We start from the raw sequence: 2,161 nt of genomic DNA, 5'->3' as shown, positions 1-2,161 counted from the left end.
CAATAGGCACCAATAATGCCGTCAATCGACCGATTAGTAACAGTCAAAACGTGGTTGTGACATTAAAGAATATTGGTAAGTTAAACTGGCTACCTTCAACCATGATCGACAATTATATTGTTGCATTACAAGGACAAAGTGTAAATGCCTCTAATATCAATATACTTGGCGCCTTGAATGGTAGTAGTTGTTTAAACACTACTACCATTGCTCCTAATAATAGTTGTAATGTTGTCTTTCAAATTAATCATAATACCGATACTGGTAACTATGCGTTTTTAGTTTCTCCTGATAATAATCTTCAAACTTTACAACGGAATAATTTCTCCATTGCCGGAAGTCTAGGACAACTACAGTTTTTAAATAGTAATATGAATGAATTGACAAACCTTCCTCTTAATATTGGTGATGCAAGTAAGACGATTAGCATCAAAAATATTGGCGAGACCGCCTTGAGTAATCTGAGTATATCTTTTCCAAATAATCTCACCATAGCCAATAACACTTGTAGTAGTAGCTTAAGCGCAGGTCAATCTTGCACGTTTGCCGCAAGTGTGGCTAATGCAGTAGGTAGTTTTAATGCTGTTATTTCAGTCACAGCAAATACCGCAGATAGTTCATCAGTAGCCTATGCGCTTTCGGTGAACGCTGTGGGTACTGATGTAACTATTTCAAGCATTAATAGTATCCCTCAACCCAATGTGGATACAACCATAACACAGGTTGAGTTAACGAATATCTCACCACTTAGCTGGCAGCCTAGTACAGTAGGAAGTAGTTATCAAATTATTGGCAACAATACAACTGGAATAAGCGTAGTAGATGCTGGTGTTGGTAGTTATTGTTTAAATGGCAATGCCGTTGCACAAAACGAAAGCTGTACCTTGGGTATTGCAGTGTCTGATGTTGCCCAAGTAGGCAATTATTCTTTACAGTTAAATTTAGCAAATAATTTAGCTGAAGTGGTAACGCAAGGGTTTAGCATTACCTCAAGTTTAGGCTATGCGACATTTTCTCCCTCTACCATTACGCTAGCAAAAAGCAGTGCGCCAGAGCCTGAATTCTTAACTATTACCAATTTAGGGGATTTAGATATTACTAATTTTTATGTTGATGAAACAGCATTGAATTCTGTAGGAATCGTAATACAAGATAGCTTTTGTGGTAATCTGGCAAACACCATTACCTTACAAAGTGGTGCTACTTGTGATCTAGAAATACTGGCCAATAATGCAGTTGTCGATGGCACATATCAACTTACCGTCTATGGGGATAGTCAAACCCTTGAAAATAACGGCGCGATGTTGCCTGTAACTATTGAAGGTGTTGCTGTTGGGATTTCTGCAATTGCTTCTACTCCAAGACCAGCCGCCGGCTTAAGTGTGATCGATGCCGAGCTTACCAATCTTACCAGCAATAATGATTGGGAACCTTCAACGCTTGCTAGTGATTACCAAATATCTTGTGTGCTAGATGGCGAGGATAGCTGTAGCATAAGTAACATCAGTATTGTCACACCATCGCAAAGCCCTAATTGTTTAGACGGCATACCCATTGGTGATTCAGAAACATGTTTTGTTGGCATTCAAATAGACCCCGCAACCCCCAGAGCAACCTATGAATTGATTGCATTACAAGCTAATAATATGCGTCAAGATAGTTTGCCACAGAGCTTTGCAATTAATTCTGCTTTGGGATATTTAGTTTATAATGATTCAATCGCTGAGCTTAGCTTACCTAATTTAATCTATTTACCTAAAGATGGCTTAGCACTTTCAATCGATCTATATAATTTAGGAGAAACTGACATTCAAAGCATTATTATCAATTCAACATCAGGAGATGAGACGTTTTTTACTGTCACTAACCAAGCTTGCGCCAATGGCACAAGTCTATTGATTGGGTCATCTTGTAGCTTTGATATGAATATTGTTTCTAACTTAGTAACTGTCGGACAAGTATATCAGTTTGTGGCAACCGGTGAAGTAAGTACTATTAGTAATGCACCACTTATTTTAACCACGAGAGTGGTCAGTGTCGAGCTACCGCAAACTGGTCAGACAGCAACAAGCACATTAAATCCATTACCTGATATTCCTGAAGATGAGTTTACAACCGGTGTTGCATGGCCAGAGCCTCGGTTTAGTCAAGGTACTGGTGC

General features: G+C 38.9%; 1 protein-coding gene. It reads left to right on the top strand.

Going from position 1 to position 2,161, the window contains the following annotated elements; genetic code table 11:
- The coding region (locus DNK85_RS11070) for an autotransporter outer membrane beta-barrel domain-containing protein (protein ID WP_162896708.1) at nucleotides 1–2,161 on the top strand (2,161 nt) is incomplete at both ends.

The sequence above is a fragment of the Cysteiniphilum halobium genome (genome assembly GCF_003574425.1).
Lineage (GTDB): Bacteria > Pseudomonadota > Gammaproteobacteria > Francisellales > Francisellaceae > Caedibacter > Caedibacter halobius.
Note: the sequence above shows the minus strand (reverse complement) of the source record. Positions and strands in the feature narration are given on the sequence as shown.